The 16,539-nt window shown below is 77.3% G+C and carries 6 protein-coding genes; 1 reads left to right on the plus strand and 5 read right to left on the minus strand.

Going from position 1 to position 16,539, the window contains the following annotated elements:
- Positions 1-31: 31 nt before the first annotated feature.
- Positions 32-1,036: a zinc-binding dehydrogenase gene (locus AB0H75_RS19320; protein ID WP_367798193.1), complete on the plus strand. Its 1,005-nt coding sequence runs from the start codon at positions 32-34 to the stop codon at positions 1,034-1,036.
- A gap of 6 nt (positions 1,037-1,042) precedes the next feature.
- Here AB0H75_RS19320 and AB0H75_RS19325 read toward each other — a convergent pair whose 3' ends face one another.
- From AB0H75_RS19325 to AB0H75_RS19345, 5 genes are read right to left on the minus strand one after another with little or no spacing between them, the layout of a single operon-like run.
- Positions 1,043-2,413, minus strand: coding sequence for a condensation domain-containing protein (locus AB0H75_RS19325; RefSeq protein ID WP_367797856.1), 1,371 nt, complete (start codon positions 2,411-2,413; stop codon positions 1,043-1,045).
- Positions 2,410-2,685, minus strand: a complete 276-nt coding sequence (locus AB0H75_RS19330) for an acyl carrier protein (protein ID WP_367797857.1) — start codon at positions 2,683-2,685, stop codon at positions 2,410-2,412. Before AB0H75_RS19330 ends, AB0H75_RS19325 begins: the two co-directional genes overlap by 4 nt.
- Positions 2,682-8,453, minus strand: a complete 5,772-nt coding sequence (locus tag AB0H75_RS19335) for an amino acid adenylation domain-containing protein (RefSeq protein WP_367797859.1) — start codon at positions 8,451-8,453, stop codon at positions 2,682-2,684. The genes AB0H75_RS19330 and AB0H75_RS19335 overlap by 4 nt, the downstream gene beginning before the upstream one ends.
- Positions 8,450-14,920 (minus strand): amino acid adenylation domain-containing protein, encoded by a 6,471-nt coding sequence (locus AB0H75_RS19340; protein ID WP_367797861.1) that lies wholly within the window; start codon positions 14,918-14,920, stop codon positions 8,450-8,452. The genes AB0H75_RS19335 and AB0H75_RS19340 overlap by 4 nt, the downstream gene beginning before the upstream one ends.
- Positions 14,917-16,470 (minus strand): class I adenylate-forming enzyme family protein, encoded by a 1,554-nt coding sequence (locus AB0H75_RS19345; protein ID WP_367797863.1) that lies wholly within the window; start codon positions 16,468-16,470, stop codon positions 14,917-14,919. The genes AB0H75_RS19340 and AB0H75_RS19345 overlap by 4 nt, the downstream gene beginning before the upstream one ends.
- Between the last annotated feature and the right edge of the window lie 69 nt (positions 16,471-16,539).

The raw sequence follows: 16,539 nt of genomic DNA on the forward strand, positions 1-16,539 counted from the left end.
GGACGAGGGGGGAAGGACCGTCGTGACTGACATGCTGGCCGCCCGGCTGCACGTGCCCACCCACGAGCTGCGCATGGAGCGCGTGCCGGTGCCCGAGCCCGGCCCCGGGCAGGTACGGATCGCGGTGCGCGCCGCCGGCGTCTGCCTGTCCGACGTCCACCTGCTCGACGGCACCCTGCGCCCCATGTGGCTGCCCGGCGAGGAGGTCACGCTGGGCCACGAGGTGGCGGGCGTGATCGACGCCCTCGGCCCCGGCGTGGACGTCTGGGAGCCGGGGCAGCGGGTGCTCCTCCAGGCCGGCGAGCCGGACCTGCGCGGCACCGTGCTGACCCGCGGCGTCGACTACGACGGCGGCTACGCCGAGTACGCCCTGGCCTCCGCCCGCACCGTGGTGCCGATCCCCGACGGGCTGCCGTTCGAGCAGGCGTGCATCATCCCCGACGCCGTCTCCACGCCATGGGCGGCCGTGACCGCCACCGCCGCCACCCGGCCCGGCGACGCGGCCGCCGTGTGGGGCGCCGGCGGGCTCGGCGCGCACGCCGTGCAGCTCCTGCGCCTGGTCGGGGCGGCCCCGGTGATCGCCGTCGATCCGCTGCCCGCCGCCCGCGAGCGGGCCCTCGCGCTCGGCGCCGACACCGCGCTCGACCCGGCCGACCCCGCCTTCCGCGACACCGTCATGGACCTCACCGGCGGCCTGGGCCTGGACGTCGCCTTCGACTTCGCCGGCGTCGCCCCGGTACGCGAGCAGGCGCTGCGGGTGCTCGGCCCCGGCGGCCGGCTGGTCGTCGTGGGCCTGGCCGGCCAGCCGGTCACCATCCCCAACGACATCGGCCTGGCCTACTTCCGCCAGTCCGTGCACGGCCACTACGGCTCCGCGCCGGAGGACGTCCCGCGCCTGGTGACGCTGGCCGGCCGGGGGCGGCTGGACCTGAGCGCGTCCGTCAGCGGCGTGCTGCCGCTGGCCGAGGCCCCGGCCGCCCTCGACCGGCTGGCCCGCAAGGAGGGCAACCCGATCCGCCTCGTCCTGGTGCCCTGACCCCGGTCAGGGCACCAGCGCGCCCCGCTCCCCGGCGGGGCGCGGCACCCGCACGGCGCCGGCCATCGGGACGTCCTCGTCCAGGCTGCGCACCAGCAGGTCCTCCACGGCGAGCAGCATGGCCCGCGCCGTCTCGCGCCCCAGGTAGGCCGTGTCGGCGATGAGGCTCAGCTCGCCGGTGTCCAGGGCGGTGCCCAGCGTGAAGAACGCCTTGAAGCGCACGCCCGGCCAGGCGTCGCGCACGTACGTCCTGGTCGGGGAGTCCGCGGCGGGCAGGCCCGGCCAGCCGCCCGAGCCCCGGCGGTCGTTGAAGAAGGCGTCCAGGTCCGGCTCCCGGCCGCGGCGGCGGCCGACCTCCTCGCGCATGGCCCGCATGGCGCCGGGGTCGTAGCAGGCGTTGCGGTAGGCGGTCAGGGCGTTACGGTGGGCGGCCAGGCAGGTGCCGGCGAAGGTGCCCGCGCCGAGGTCGAGGACGAACAGCGCGTCCTGGCCCACGGTGGCGACCAGCTCCCGGGTACGGGGATCGCGCCGGTTGCTGTGCACGAGCTGCATGACCGCCCGGTCCCGGCCGCTCACCGCGCCCAGGACGGTGGCGCAGGCGGCCAGCAGCACGCTCGTGGTGCTGACCGCCCACCGCCCGGCCAGCTCGGTGGCCGCCCTGGCCAGCGCCACCGACTCCATGCCGACCTCGATGAACCGGGGGTCCTCCGGCTCGCCCGGCGCGTGGTCGAACACCTCCAGCGGCACCTCCTCCAGCACCGGCCGCCAGTACGCGATCGACCGGGCCGAGCGCGCCTGGAAGGCCGCCGAGCGCTCCAGCTCCACCTGGTCGGCCGGCTGCCAGGCGGGCGGCGGCAGGCTCTCGCCCCGCAGCAGGGCCTTCCACTCGGCGGCGAGCAGGGACAGCGCCTGGTAGTCCACGGCCAGGTGGGAGAAGGCGAGCGCCAGCGCCCGGGGCCGGCCGCCGGCCAGCACGACCGCGCAGCGCAGCGGCGGGCCGGCGGCGTGGTCGAAGGGGATCCGGCCGAGGTCGGCGGCGACGCGCCCGGCCGCCGCCAGCGCGCGCTCGCCCGGCTCCGGCGCGGCCAGGGACACCTCCAGCTCGCCGGTCGCGGCCACCCGCTGGCGCGGGCCGTCCGGCGTGTCGGCGAACGTGGCGCGCAGGCTGTCGTGCCGCTCGATCAGCACGCGCAGCGCGTCCAGGACGGCGCCGAGGTCACGGCGGCCGTAGACGGGCAGCACCCACGGGCAGTTGAGGAACGACCGGCTCTCGCCCATCAGGCTGTCCGCCCGCCACATGAGCCGCTGCCCCCACGTCAGCGGCCACTCGCCCGCCCGCGCCGCCGCGAAGGCGACGCTCTCCCGCGCCGGGTTCACGACGCCTGCCGCCGTTTCAGCAGCGGGGCCACGGCGGCGGCGAGGTCGCCGACGTGCTCGGCGGTGGACAGGTCGGCGCCGGGCCCGGCGCCCAGGTCCACGTCCACGCCGAAGACGTCCTCGATGGCGTCCACCAGCCGGATGCGGGCCAGGGAGGTGAGCCCGAGCGCCGACAGGCTGTGCTCGCCGGCCAGCGCCGCCTCGGCGCTCACCGCGCCCTCGGACGCCTCGGCGACCAGCTCGGCCAGCCTGCGCTCCAGCCCGCCGCTCACCGGGCCCGTCCCGTGCGGTCGAGGGGCCGGGCTCCGTCGGTGCTCATGTCATCTCCTCCAGGGGTCGGTGTCGGGCCGGGGACGCCGAGCGCGCGCAGGCCGACGAGGTCGTCGGCGACGGCGTCGGGCACCTCCGCGTCGAAGCGGGCCAGCGCCGGCACGCGCGTCGCGACCAGCGCGATCGCCATGATGGCCAGGCCGCACAGGACGTACATGAAGCCGATGCCGCGTCCCGGGCCGGTGCCGATGAGCGCGCCCACGGTCGGGGCCAGCGGGCCGCCGTCCATCAGCAGCGGGTCGAGCGTCGCGGCGGCGTACGGGGCGACCAGGCCGAAGCCGATCGGCAGCGTGGACCAGGCGATGAGCGTGTTCATCGCGAACACCCGGCCGTGGAAGCGCTGCGGCACCTTGACCTGGACGATGGTGGTGTAGATGCCGTTGAGCAGCGTGACCCAGGCCGTCATCCCGCACGCCCCGGCCGCGATGACCGCCAGGTCGGCGCGCAGCCCGGTGATCGCGCAGCAGCAGCCGAGCGCCAGCGCGCACAGCAGCATCCCGCGCAGCCGCAGCCGCCGCGGCCCGCCCCACACGATCATGACGAGCGCGCCGGCCAGCGTCCCCGCGCCCGCCAGGAACGCCACCCGCCCCACCTCGGCCAGCCCCGCGAACGACAGCACCAGCGGCGAGAACATCAGCAGCAGCGGCGCCAGGAAGACGTTCAGCACGACGAAGAACAGCAGCATCGCGACGAACCCGCGGTTGCCGAGCGAGTACCGCAGCCCGCCCAGGATCTCGTCCTTGACCGACTCGCGCCGCCGCCACGGCAGCGTGCGCGGGAAGCGCACCACCAGCAGCACGACGATGGCGACCGCGTAGCTGGCCACGTCCAGGACGAGGATGCCGTCCAGGCCGACCGCCGCCATCAGCCCGACGGCGAACAGCGGCACCAGCAGCTGCGCGGTGCCCGTGCTGAGCTGCAGCACGCCGTTGGCGTGCCCCAGGTAGAGCTTGGGGACGAGCTGCGGCACGGCCGAGAAGTACGCGATGCGCTGGAACGTCAGCGCCACCGACAGGCAGCCGAGCAGCGGGTAGATCAGGCCGGGGGACAGGTTGTCCGTCCAGAGCAGGATCCCGAACGTGAGCTGGATCGCGAACGCCGCCACGTCGCCCGCCAGCATCACCAGCCGCCGGTCGGCGCGGTCGACGACGGCTCCGGCGAGCGGCGCGGCCAGCAGCCCCGGCACCAGCCCGGCGACCGCCATCAGCGCGAAGCTCACCACCGAGCCGGTCGTGGTGTAGATCCACAGCGGCACCGCGAACTCGGTCAGCGCCGAGCCGGTCACCGAGACGAGCTGGCTCGCGGCGACGGTCAGGAACCGGGCGAGGCTGGGCCGCGGCCCGGCCCCCTGACCGGGCGCCGATCCGGACACCGGTCCGGATCCCTGACCGGCCCTCTGGCCAGGCGCCGGTCCGGGCGCCGCGGCGGCGTCCGGGGGCGTGCTGGGGGCGGGGCCGCCGTCGCGGGACACGCCGTGCAGCCACCAGGTGTCGCCGTCCCGCCGCCCGGTGACCGGGGCGTCGAGCCGCCGGTGGACGGTGGTGACGATCTCGGCCAGCTCCCGCGCCCGATATTTCAGGAAGAAATGCCCGGCCTCGGCGAGCACCACCACGGCCGACGTCCCGGACAGGAAGTGCCACTCCCGGTACCGCTCCTGGTAGTAGTCCGTCGCCGGGTCCTCGGTCCCGACGACGCTGATCACCGGCGCGCGCAGCCGCTCCACCCCGGACGCCAGCAGCCGCGTGTAGTACTCCTCGGCCTCCCGCGAGTCGCGGCGCATGTTGCGCACGATCCGGCGGGCCTGCGCGGGGTCGATCCCGCCCATGTCCAGCCCCATGGAGATCAGCCAGTTGACGTAGCGCTGGTCGCCGCGCAGCCGCTCGGCCTCCGCCAGCCGGGTCAGGCGCGACAGCAGCGCCCCGCGCGGCCGGGCGAAGGGGAAGATCCCGCCGATGTGGACGGCCACCAGCTCCCGTCCGGCGGCCTCCAGGCGGCGGGCCAGCTCGACGGCCAGCGCCGAGCCGACCCCGCAGTGCCCGTACACCACGATCGGCCCGTCCACCTTCTCCAGGATCTCGGCGACGCACCCGGCCGCCAGCTCCTCGAACGGCAGCCGCTCCTCCTCCACGCCCACGTCGTGGCCGGGGATCGCCACCGACCACAGCGCGTAGCCGTCCGGGAGGGCGTCGGCGAGGGGCTGGTAGACGACGGCGCTGCCGCCGCCGTAGGGCACGCAGACGTACGACAACGTGGCGGCCCCGGACTGCGGGGCGATCCCGCCCGCCGGGGTGAGCCGGTGCAGCAGGGCGCGCGGGCCGCGCCGGTCGGCGGGGGTGTCGGCGAGCGCCGCCAGCTCCCGGATCGTGCGGTGCTGGAAGACGTCCATCACGGCGACCGCCGCGCCGCTCAGCCGCCGCAGCCGGGCCACCACCTGCGTGGCCAGCAGCGAGTGGCCGCCCAGGTCGAAGAAGTCGTCGTCCACGCCCACCTCGGCCAGGCCCAGCAGCTCCCGCCAGATGCCGGCCAGCGCCTCCTCGGTGGGGGTCGAGGGGGCGGCCAGGGCCACCCCCGCGTCGCGGGCGGCGACCGGGGCGGGCAGGCGGCGGCGGTCGAGCTTGCCGCTGGGGCCGAGCGGCAGCGCGTCCAGCACGACCCAGGCGCCCGGCACCATGTAGTCGGGCAGGGTCTTCTTCAGCGCGGCCCGCAGCTCGGCCGGGACCGGCTCGGGCGTCCCGTCCCCCTCGGGGGTGACGTAGGCGACCAGCCGGTCCTCGCGGACGATCACGGCCGCGTCGCGCACGCCGGGCCGGGCGCGCAGGGCCGCCTCGATCTCGCCCGGCTCGATGCGCAGGCCGCGCAGCTTGACCTGCTCGTCCAGGCGGCCGAGGAAGTCCAGCGTGCCGTCCGGCCGCCACCGGGCCAGGTCGCCGGTGCGGTAGAGGCGCGCGCCCGGCGGCCCGTACGGGTCCGGCACGAACCGCTCGGCGGTCAGCGCTGGCCGGTTCAGGTAACCGGTGGCCGGCGCGGCGCCGCCGATGTGCAGCTCGCCGGGCACCCCGACGGGCACCGGAGCCAGGGCGGCGTCCAGGACGTACAGGCGGACGTTGGCGATCGGGCCGCCGATCGGCACCCGGGCGAGCCCGGCGAGCGCGTCCGGGCGGCAGTGCCAGGCCGAGACGTCCACCGCCGCCTCCGTCGGGCCGTACAGGTTGTGCAGCTCGGCGGCGGGCAGCGCGGCGACGCAGCGGCGGGCCAGGTCGGCGGGCAGCTCCTCGCCGGAGCAGACCACCCGCCGCAGGGTGCCGCAGCCCGCCGCGCCGTCCTCGGCCAGGAAGATCGCGAGCATGGACGGCACGAAGTGCGCCGTGGTGACGCCCTCGGCGGCGATCAGCTCCCGCAGGTACGCCGCGTCCTTGTGCCCGCCCGGCGCGGCCAGCGCCAGCCGCGCCCCGCACCGCAGCGGCCAGAACAGCTCCCACACCGACACGTCGAAGCTCAGCGGCGTCTTCTGCAGCACCACGTCGCCCGCGTCCAGCCCGAAGCGCTCCTGCATCCAGTCCAGGCGGTTGGCGATGGCGCCGTGGGTGTTCGGCACGCCCTTCGGGCGGCCGGTGGAGCCCGAGGTGTAGATGACGTAGGCGACGTCGCCGGGCCCGGCCTGCGGCAGCGGGCCGTCGTCCCCGTCCCCGTCCCCGTCACCGCCGCCGGTCCAGGCGTCCGGGTCGTCCAGGTCGAGGACGAGCGTCGCGGCCGGCGGCTGCTCCGGGCGCAGGCGGCGCTGGGTGAGCAGCGCGGCCGGCGCGGCGTCGGCCAACATGAACGCCACCCGCTCCGCCGGGTACTCCGGATCCACCGGCAGGTACGCGGCCCCCGCCTTGAGCACGCCCAGCAGGCCGGGCAGCAGCTCCGGCGACCGCTCGGCGCACACCGCGACCACCGACCCCGGGCCCACGCCGTGGCCGCGCAGCGTCCGCGCGATCCGGCCCGCCGCCGCGTCCAGCTCCGCGTACGTCAGCGAGCGCCCCTCGAACCGCACCGCCACCGCGTCCGGGGTGCGGGCGGCCTGGGCCTCGATCCGCCCGTGCAGGGTGGCGGGGCCGGGATAGGCGGTGGCGGTGTCGTTCCAGGTCTCCACGACCAGGCGGCGCTCGCCGGCCGACATGAGGTCGACGCGCGACAGCGGCACGTCCGGCCGGGCGGCCACCCGCTCCAGCAGCGCGCACAGGTGCCCGGCCAGGCGTTCCACCGTGGCCCGGTCGAACAGGTCGGTGTTGTAGACGAACATGCCGCCGGCGCCGTCGCCGGCGTACAGCTCCAGGTCGTAGCGGGTCGCCCAGGAGTCCACGGGGAAGTCGGCGGCGCTCAGCCCGGCCGGCGCGCCGAGGGCGCCGTCGCGGTAGTTCTGCATCGCCAGGATCACGCTGAACAGCGGCGGCCTGGACACCTCGCGCGGCAGGTCCAGCTCCGCGACGAGCTGCTCGAACGGCAGGTCCTGGTGGGTGAAGGCGTCCAGGGCGACCGCCCGCACCCGCTCCAGCAGCACGCCGAACGAGGGGTCGCCCGACAGGTCCACCCGCATGGTCAGCATGTTCACGAAGCAGCCGACCACCCGGTCCAGCTCGGGCACCGGACGGCCGGCGACGGGGGAGCCGACGGCGACGTCGGACGTGCCCGCGTACCGGCCGAGCAGCGCGGTGAACGCCGCCAGCAGCACCATGTACGGCGTCGCCCGGCGCTCGCGCGCCAGCCGCGCCAGGCCCGCCACCGCCTCCTCGGACAGCTCGAACGAGCAGGCCGCGCCGGCGTAGGTGCGCACCGGCGGGCGGGGGCGATCGGTGGGCACCTCCAGGGGCTCCAGCCCGGCCAGCCGGTCGCGCCAGAACTCCAGGTCCCCGCCGGCCGGCGGCCGGGCGCGCTGCCAGGCCGCGTAGTCGCCGTACGTCACCTCGGGCGGCGGCGGCGCCTCGCCGTCGTAGCGCGCGTACAGCTCGCGCAGCAGCAGGTCGGCCGACCAGCCGTCGGCGGCGATGTGGTGCACCGCGAGCGCCAGCACGTGATCGGCGGGGGCCAGCCGCACCAGCAGCGCCCGCGCCACCGGGCCCCCCGCCAGGTCGAACGGGGCCGCCAGGAACTCCTCCACCAGCGCGCGGGCGGCGTCCTCGCCCGGCGCGTCCCGCACGTCCAGCGCCAGCCCCGCCGTCTCCGCCACCGCCACCTGGGGCTTGCCGTCCCAGGTGGGCGGGAAGCGCATGCGCAGGGCGTCGTGGGCGTCCGCCGTGGCCGCCAGTGCGGCGGCCAGCCGGTCGGCGTCCAGGGGGCCGCGCAGGCGGACCCGGATCGGGACGGTGAGCTGGGCGGTGCCCGGCGCGAACTGCTCCAGGAACCACAGCCGCTCCTGCGCGTGCGACAGCGGCGGCGCCTCCCCGCCACCCCGCACCGGCACCGTCCGCCGCCCCGCCGCCCCGGTCGTCACCTGGGCCGCCTGGGCCGCCTGGGCCGCCTGGGCCGCCTGGGCCGCCTGGGCCGCCTGGGCCGCTTGGTCCGCCTGGGCCGCTTGGTCCGCCTGGGCCGCTTGGTCCGTCTGGGTCGTCGCGGCGGCGCCTTCCCTGAGCCGCCGCGCCAGCAGGGCCCGCTTCGCCTCCGACAGCGCCCGCGGCCCGCTCGCCGCCGGCGCGCTCTCCTCCGCGCCGGTGCGTTCCGTGCCGGTCATCGGGGGGCCTCCGCGTCCAGCAGGCGGGCCGCCTCCGCGTCGGACAGGTCCGAGAGCTGCTCGACCAGCAGGTCCTCGACGGCCTCTGCGAGCCCGGCGACGGTCGGCCGGTCGAAGACGGTCCGGATCGGCACGTCCACCTCGACCGCGTTCCCGACCAGGGCCGCCACCCTGGTGGCCAGCAACGAGTGCCCGCCCAGGGCGAAGAAGTCGTCCAGCGCCCCGATCCGCTCGCCGTCCAGCCCCAGCACCCGCGCCCACACCCCGGCCACCAGCGCTTCGGCGTCGGTGCGGGGCGGCACGTGCCGGGCGGCCGGTTCCGGCTGGGGCGGCGGCAGCGCCGCGGTGTCCACCTTGCCGGCGACCGTCAGCGGCAGCGCGTCCAGCCGTACCCACGCCGACGGCACCAGATGGGCGGGCAGGACGTCGGCCAGGCCGCGGCGCAGCTCGTCCGGCCGCTCCGGCCCGCCGACGACGTAGGCGACCAGGCGCTCGCCGTCCGCGACGACCGCCGCCTGCCGCACCCCGGGGCGGGCCAGCAGCGCCGCCTCCACCTCGCCCGGCTCCACCCGGAAGCCGCGCACCTTGACCTGGCCGTCCAGCCGCCCCAGGAACTCCAGCGTGCCGTCCGCCCGCCACCGCACCCGGTCACCGGTTCGGTACAGGCGCGTGCCCGGCGGCCCGTACGGGTCCGGCACGAACCGCTCGGCGGTGAGCGCGGGCCGGTTCAGGTAGCCGCGCGCCAGCCCCGCCCCGCCCAGCCACAGCTCGCCGGGGAAGCCCGGCGGCACCGGCTCGCCGTACGGGCCGAGGACGCGGGCGACCGTGCCCGCGATCGGACGCCCGATGGACGGCCTGCGGACGGCGTCCTGCGCGCCGAGCGTCGCCGCCGTGGCGATGACCGTGGCCTCGGTCGGCCCGTAGGTGTTGACCAGCCGCACCCGGTCCCCGAACCGCTCCCGCCACCGCGCGACCGCCGCCGCGTGCGCCTGCTCCCCGCCGATGATCATCAGCCGCAGCGCCTCCGGCCAGGTCACGTCGTCCAGCGCCTCGGTGAGGCGGTGCCAGTACGCGGTGGGCAGGTCGAGCACGCTCACCTCCCGCCCGGCCGGGGTGCGCAGGGCGTCCGGCAGGCTCGCCGCCCCGTCGGGCAGCAGCAGCACCGACGCCCCGGACGCCAGCGCCGGGTACAGCTCCTCGGCGTGGGCGTCGAAGCCGAGCGAGGCGAACTGCGCCACCCGGTCGCCGGGCCCCAGCCCGTACGCCTGCCGCATCCACGCCACCCGCGCCGCCAGCGCGCCGTGCTCGACCAGCACCCCCTTCGGCCGGCCCGTCGAGCCGGAGGTGTAGATCACGTACGCGGGGTCGTCCGGCTCGGTCTCGGCCCACCCGCCGAGCCACCGCTCGTCGTCGCTGCCCGACCGCTCGGCGGGCACCAGCACGACCGTGTCCGCCGGCAGGCGGGCGGCCAGCGCCGCGTCCGTCACCACCAGCCGGGCGGCGCTGTCGGCGATGAGGAACGCCAGCCGCTCGTCCGGGTACGCGGGATCGAGCGGCAGGTACGCGCCCCCGGCCCGCCACACGGCGAGCAGCGCCACGATCGCCTCCACCGACCGGCCCAGGCACACTCCCACCACGCACCCGTCGGCCACGCCGCGCCGCCGCAGCGCCGCCGCCAGCCGCGCCACCCGCCGATCCAGCTCGGCGTAGCCGACCCGCTCCGCCCCGCACACCAGCGCCGCCGCGGCGGGCCGGTCGGCCACGACCCGCTGGAACAACACGGGCACCAACTCCGCGTGGCGACCGGCCTCCGGCTCGGCGTCGCGACCGGCCTCCGGCTCCGCGTGGCGGCCGGGCCCCGGCTCGGCGTCGCGACCGGCCGCCGGGTCCGCGTGGCGGCCGGGCCCCGGCTCGGCAGTGCCGCCCGGCGCCAGGCCGGTGCCGCCGGGACGCGGGTCCCCCCACGCCAGAGCCGCCTCGTCGGCGGCGGTGAGCAGCGGCAACCGGGACAGCGGCCGGTCCGGATCGTCCGCGATGCCCTCCAGCAGCACCGCGAACCGGGCCGCCAGCCCTTCGGCCGTGGCCGCCGCGTAGCGGGTGGCGTCGTAGCCGAGGACCGCGCGCAGCCCCTGCGCGTCCCGCCAGCCCTCGATCGCCAGGTCGAACTTGGCCTGCCGGTACCCGCCGTCGAACAGCCGCACCCGCAGCTCGCCCATCCGCTCGGGCGGGGTGCCGTCACCGGCCTGGCTGTGCAGGATGACCATGGTGGACAGCAGCGGGTTGCGGCGCAGGTCGCGCGGCACGCCCAGCTCGCCGATCAGCCGCTCGAACGGGACCGTCCGGTGCGCGTGCGCCTCCAGGACCGTCCGCCGGGTGGCGGCCAGCAGGTCGCGGAAGGCGGGGTCGCCCGCGAGGTCGCCGCGCAGGACCAGGGTGTCGGTCAGGTAGCCGATGACCGGCTCCAGCTCCACCCGGTCCCGCGCCGCCCACGGCGTGCCGACCAGCACGTCCGTCTGCCCGGTGTGCCGGGCCAGCAGCACCTGGTACGCCGCCGCCAGCACCATGAACAGCGACGCCCCCTGCTCCTGCGCCAGCCGCTCCAGCCGCTCCACCACCCGCTCGGGGACGCGGAACGGGTGGAAGGCCCCCACAGGACGCCCCTCACCCGCCGGCCCGTCGGAAAGCCCGGCGGGCAGCTCCAGCGCGGGCGGGTCCGCCAGGCGCCGCCGCCAGTACGCCAGCGCCTCCTCGGCCGCCGGGCCCGAGTCGCGCTCGCGCTGCCACAGCGCGATGTCGCCGTACTGGACCGGCAGCGGCGGCAGCCCGGCCTCCCGCCCCTCGACCCGGGCCAGGTAGAGGGCGAACAGGTCGTCGAACAGGACGCCGAGCGAGGCCCCGTCGGCGATGATGTGGTGCAGGACGAAGCACAGCACGTGGTCGTCCCGGCCGAGGGTGATCAGGCTCATCCGCAGCGGCGGCCCCGCGCCCAGGTCGAAGGGCGCGTTCACCCGCTCGGCCACGAGCAGCCGGGCCCGCTCCTCGGGGTCGGGCGCGGCGGCCGCGTCCAGCCGCTCCACCCGCACCGGCCCCGGCGGGCGGACGATCGCGACCGGCTCGCCGTCCGCGTCGCCGAACGCCGTGCGCAGGCTCTCGTGCCGCGCCACCACCGCCTCCAGCGCGGCCAGGAGGGCACCGACGTCCAGCGTCCCGCCCAGCCGCAGCACCAGGTACATGTTGTAGGAGGCGTCGCCCGGGTCGAAGCGCTGCAGGAACCACAGGCGCTCCTGCGCGAACGACAGCGGCGGGTCCACGCCGGCGGGCCGGGGCCGCACGCCGTCCGCCGGCTCCGACGCGCCGCCCGCGCGCGGCGCGTCGCGCAGCCGCTCGGCCTCCGCCGCCACGCCGGCGATGGTGGGGTCGTCGAAGAAGGCGTCCAGGGAGACCTCGACGCCGACGCGCTCCCTGATCCTGGCCGTGATCTGGGCGATGGTGAGGGAGTGCCCGCCGAGGTCGAACAGGTCGTCGTCCAGGCCGATCTCGTCCTCCTCGGGCAGCTCCAGCACCTCCCGCCAGATCCGCCGCACCTCCTCGGCCACCTCCAGGGCGGGGGAGGGGGCGGAGGCCGGGGCGAGGGGGGCGTCGGGGAGGGCGGCCCGGTCGAGCTTGCCGACCGGGTTCAGGGGGAGGGCGTCCAGGGTCACGTACGCGGCCGGCAACATCGCCGAGGGCAGCGTCGCGGCCAGGTGGGCGGTCAGCTCGGCGGGCCGGGGCGCCGCGCCCGGCGCGGGGACGAGGCAGGCCACCAGGCGCTCGTCCCGCAGCGCGACGGCGGCCTCCGCCACCCCGGGGTGCTCCTGCAGGCGGGCCTCGATCTCGCCGAGCTCGATGCGGTGGCCGAGCAGCTTGACCTGGGCGTCGCGGCGGCCGAGGAACTCCAGCGTGCCGTCCGGCCGCCACCGGGCCAGGTCGCCGGTCCGGTACAGCCGCGACCCCGGCGGGCCCCACGGGTCGGGCACGAACCGCTCGGCCGTGAGCCCGGGGCGTCCCCGGTAGCCGCGCGCCACCCCGTCGCCCGCCAGGCACAGCTCGCCCGCCACGCCCTGCGGGACTGGGCGCAGCGCCTCGTCGAGCAGGTGGACGCGGGTGTTGGCCAGCGGGCGGCCGATCGTGACCGCCTCCGCGCCGACCTCCTCGTACGTGCTCCAGATCGTCGTCTCCGTCGGCCCGTACACGTTGACCACCCGGGGGCAGCGCCCGCGCAGCTCGGCCGCGAGCGCCGGCGGCAGCGCCTCGCCGCCCGCCAGCGCGGTCACCCCGCCGATGCCGCCCGGCAGCAGCAGCCGCCACACCGACGGCGTGGCCTGCACGTGCGTCACGCCCCGCGCGGCGACCAGGGCGGCCACCTCGCCGGGCGCGCGCACGGCCCCCGGCGGAGCGACGACCACCCGGCCCCCGACGGCCAGCGGGAGGTACAGCTCCAGGGCGGAGATGTCGAACGCGGGGGAGGTCAGCGCCAGCCAGGCGTCGGCCGGCCCCGACCCCAGGCGGTCGCGCATCGCCAGCAGCAGGTTCGCCAGGCCGCGGTGCTCCACCTCGACGCCCTTGGGGCGGCCCGTGGAGCCCGAGGTGTAGATCACGTACGCGAGGTCGCCGGGCCGCGGGCCGTCGCCGGGCGGGAGCGCGGGCCCGTCCCCGGCGGGCTCGCCGTCCACCAGCAGCACCGGGCCGGGCAGCCCGGCGGGCGGCTCGTCCCGCGACAGGACCAGCCGGGGACGGGCGTCCTCGACGATCATGGCGAGCCGCCCGGCCGGGTGGTCCGGGTCGAGCGGCAAGTACGCGGCCCCCGCCTTGAGCACCGCCAGCAGGCAGACCGGCAGCGCCGCCGACCGGCGCACGTGCACGGCCACCAGGTCCCCGCGCGCCACCCCCGCCGCGCGCAGCCGGCCCGCGAGCCGGTCGGCGGCGGCGTCCAGCTCGGCGTAGGTCAGCCGGTCCTCCCCCGAGATCACGGCGACCGCGTCCGGCCGGGCCCCGACCTGGGCCGCGAACAGCGCGGGCAGCGTCACGCCCGCCGGGTACGCCACCGCCGTGTCGTTCCACGCGGCCAGCCGCCGCCGCTCCGCCTCCCCGCGCACGTCCAGCTCGGCCAGGCGGACGCCGGGGTCGCGCGAGGCGTGGCGCAGCAGGGCGCGCAGCCCGCCGGCGAAGCGGTCCACGACGTCGCCGTCCACCGCCTCCGGGTCGTGGCGCAGGCACAGGGCGAGCCCGCCGGGGCCGTCCACGGCCTGCAGGTGCAGCGGGTTGCGCACGCCGCCGCCGAACATCATCCGGTCCACCGTGACCTCCAGGCCCGGCCACACCGGCTCCGGCCCGCCCGCCGTCCTGCGGTAGCTGAGCGTCACGGGCACGGCGGCGCCGCGCGGCAGGCCGAGCGCCCGCGCCACCGGCACCTCCCGGAACCGGTACAGCTCCCGCAGCTCGGCGCGGACCTCCCGGACCAGCTCGCGGAACTCCTGCCCGCCCTCGGGACGGGCGAAGACGGGCAGCTCGTTGACGAACGGCCCGACGTGCCCGGCCAGGGACTCCTCGCGCGTGGTCACGTCGATGCCCACCACGGTCCGCGGCGCGGCCTCCGGCCCGCCGTAGCGGTGCAGCAGCGCGTGCACGGCGGCCAGCAGCACCTCGAACGTCGTCGCGCCCGCCGCCCGCGCCACCGCCGCCGCGTCCTCGCCCAGCTCCCGGTCGACGCCGCCGCCGAGCTGGACGCCGGGCCCGTACCGGCGGGCGGTGCGCCGCTGGCCGGGCAGCACCAGCTCGGCCGGCTCGGCCCACCGCCGGGCCCAGAACGCGCGGGCGGCCGGCAGGGCGGCCTCGGCCCGCTCGCGCTCGGCGGCGACGGCCGGAGCGGACGGCAGCGGCGCGACCGGGCCCCGCGCGCCGGTCGCGTAGCAGCGGGCCAGGTCACGTACCAGGACGTCCTTGGACATCCCATCGAAGACCAGGTGGTGCGCGACGAACAGCAGCAGGTGCCGTCCCGGTGCCACCGGCACCAGCGTGAAGCGGGCGAGCGGTCCCTCGTCCAGGTCGAAGGGCCGGGCGATCTCGTCCCGCACCAGCCGGTCCAGGTCGTCGGGCGGCCCGGCGAGCGTCACGGCCGGCTCCCCGGCCGCGACCTGCCGTAACCCGCGCCCGCGCTCGGCGACGGTGCCGGCCAGCGCCGGATGGCGGGCGGTCACGGCCGCGCACGCCGCCAGCAGCGCGTCCACGTCCAGCTCGCCGTCCAGCCACAGGGCCAGCGGCAGGTGGTACGCCGTGCCCGCGCCCATGCGCGCGGCCGTCCACATCCCTTCCTGGGCGAACGAGGCGGGTAACGAGGCGGGTAACGAGGCGGGTAACGAGGGAGATGACGAGTCGGGCGAGGAGGAGGGCGCCGGATCGGAGGAGTCTTCCTGGCGGTGGTGCGTCATGAGCGTTCTTCCTGTGCGAGCAGGTCGAGGAGGCGGGGTTTGACCACCTTCCCGAGGTGGTTCCTGGGCAGTTCGGGGACGAACAGCAGGCGGCTCGGCAGCTCGTGCAGGGCGAGCCGATCGAGCAGGAACGCGCGCAGGTCGGCGGCGCTGACCGGCTCCCGGGCGACGACGGCGGCCCCCGGCACCCGGCCGAGCACCGGATGCGGCAGGCCGACCACGGCGGCCTCGGCGACCGCCGGATGCTCGTACAGCGCCGCCTCCACCTGGAGGGTGGACACCTTGAACGCGCCGGACTTGATGACGTCGCCCTCCCGGTCCACCAGGTAGAGGTAGCCGTCCCGGTCCAGGTAGCCGAGGTCGCCCATGCGCACCCAGCCGTCGCGGAACACCTGGCCGGTCAGCCGCCCGTCGCCGTAGTAGGCACGCGGCCCCGCGGGGGAGCGGAGCCACACCTCGCCCTGCTCGCCGGGTCCGGCCGGCCCCCCGTCCGGCCGGACGATCTTGAGATCGCCGCCCGCGGCGGGCCGCCCGACCGAGGCCGGCCGGGCCGGGTCCACGATCATCACGGTCTGCGCCGGGGCCGCCTCGGTCGAGGTGTAGTAGTTGACGATCGTGGCCTTCGGGAACGCCTCGGCCAGGCCCGCGGCCACGGCGGGCGGCAGCCCTGCGGCGGTGGAGCCCAGCAGCCGCACGGAGCTCAGGTCGAAGCGCTCGTGGACCCGCGCGTTGAGCAGCTCGATCGCCATGGCCGGCACCACGAACACGGTCCCGGCCCGGTACGACTCGATGAGCCGGGCGAAGCGGCCCGGCGTGAAGCGGGGGAGGGTGAGGGCGGCCGGGCGGGCGTCCAGGGCGTTGACCAGCATGGTCTGCCCGGCGTTGCTGCCGATCGGGAAGGCGTGCAGGAAGTGCCGCGAGTGGGCCAGCTTGCGGCGGCGCGGGCCCGGGTCCACGCCGTGGGCCAGGTTGGCGTGGGTCGCGCCGACCCCCTTGGCCCGCCCGGTCGTGCCGGAGGTGTAGATGATCTGCGCCAGCTCCCCGGGCCGCGCCTCGCGCGACCCGCCGCCCCCGCCGTCCGGGTCCCCGTCTGCGCCCCCGTTTGAGCCCCCGTCCGGGCCGCCGTCCGGGCCCCCGTGCAGGTCGGCCTCAAGGCCGCCGGGCGTGACCCGCCAGGCGCCCACGTCCGGCGGGTCCAGCCCCGCCCCGTGCAGGACGGCGCTCACCGAGCAGTCCGTGAAGGCGTGCCGCACCTCGGCCGGCGCCAGCCGGTCCGACAGCGGCACCGCCACGCAGCCGGCCCGCAGCACCCCGGCCCAGGCCACGGCGTAGTCGATCCAGTCCCGCTCGCCGAACAGCAACCCGACCCGGCTCCCGGCCGGCAGCCCCCGTCCGGCCAGCGCCCGCGCGATCCTCCCGGCCCGCGCGTCCCACTCCCCGAACGTGAGCGCGCCCACCCCGGCCACCTCCAAGGCGGTCCGCCCGGCCTCCTCCCGCGCGCGGAGCGAGAGCAGGCCGGGCAACGTGAGCGGGGGACCGCCCGCTACCACTGCACGTAACCGAAATGTTTCGACAGCATGGCCCACCTCGTCACCTGTTCCGTAGGGGGAAGAATAGGC

The sequence above is a fragment of the Nonomuraea sp. NPDC050783 genome (genome assembly GCF_040802095.1).
Classification (GTDB): Bacteria; Actinomycetota; Actinomycetes; order Streptosporangiales; family Streptosporangiaceae; genus Nonomuraea.